Origin of the sequence: Shewanella sp. SM55 (genome assembly GCF_025654025.1) — a bacterium.
In the GTDB taxonomy this organism is placed as follows: domain Bacteria; phylum Pseudomonadota; class Gammaproteobacteria; order Enterobacterales; family Shewanellaceae; genus Shewanella; species Shewanella oncorhynchi.
The window spans coordinates 1-715 of record NZ_JAKKRS010000037.1 but is presented as its reverse complement, the minus strand read 5'-3'; the positions used below and the strand labels follow the sequence as shown (position 1 = coordinate 715).

The 715-nt window shown below is 42.1% G+C and carries 1 protein-coding gene; it reads right to left on the bottom strand.

The window, feature by feature from the left end; all coding sequences use genetic code 11:
• On the bottom strand, positions 1-715 hold a 715-nt coding region (locus tag L5L91_RS22570), incomplete at both ends, for a DEAD/DEAH box helicase (protein ID WP_411569332.1).

Below are 715 nucleotides of genomic sequence, written 5' to 3'. Positions count from 1 at the left end.
CCTCACTTATCATACCTACACTCACGATCCAGTTAGTTGTGCTGTTTCTGAATTCATTTATCTTGGCAGATGGATCATCCTCTTTGTAGGTAACTATCTGAGCTGTTTCATTAAACTCTGTTTTGAGTGTGTTCAAGATATCCGCAGCGTGTGATACAGATGAAGCAACAATAAGTCCGGCGGCATTAGGGTTGGACTGTTTTATGGCTCTTAACTTGTTTGTTGCTAACGCTAAGATATGTTGAATCGCCTCATGATTCTCGATGATCGACTGATAAGGGATTGATGAGCTTTTCAATAACTCATCCAAAGAGCCATAAGTCTTTGTTTCGTTTTCTTCATCTGTAACTAAAATTTTGTCGTTATCAATTAGTACAATGTGAGGGCTGCGGCATACACCATCGGCAACTGCTTCCTTAAGGCCATAAACATAGTCACATTGAATTAGGTTATCTGGATCTGTGTATCGAGATAAAACAATCGGTGCTTGGTCCGAGCGCCAAGGCGTGCCCGTTAACGCTAGGGTGTACTGCGCTTGGGCCTGTATGTTGAGTAGGATTTCTTCCCCCCATACGTTTGCATCTTCAAGAGATCTACCTGCACAATGATGGATCTCATCAAAGACAACGAGAACTCTATTCCTTCTCAGTAATTGCCAGAAATCCTCTTTAAAAGCCAACATCCCCTGATAAGTATAAGAGCAACCAACTGAACC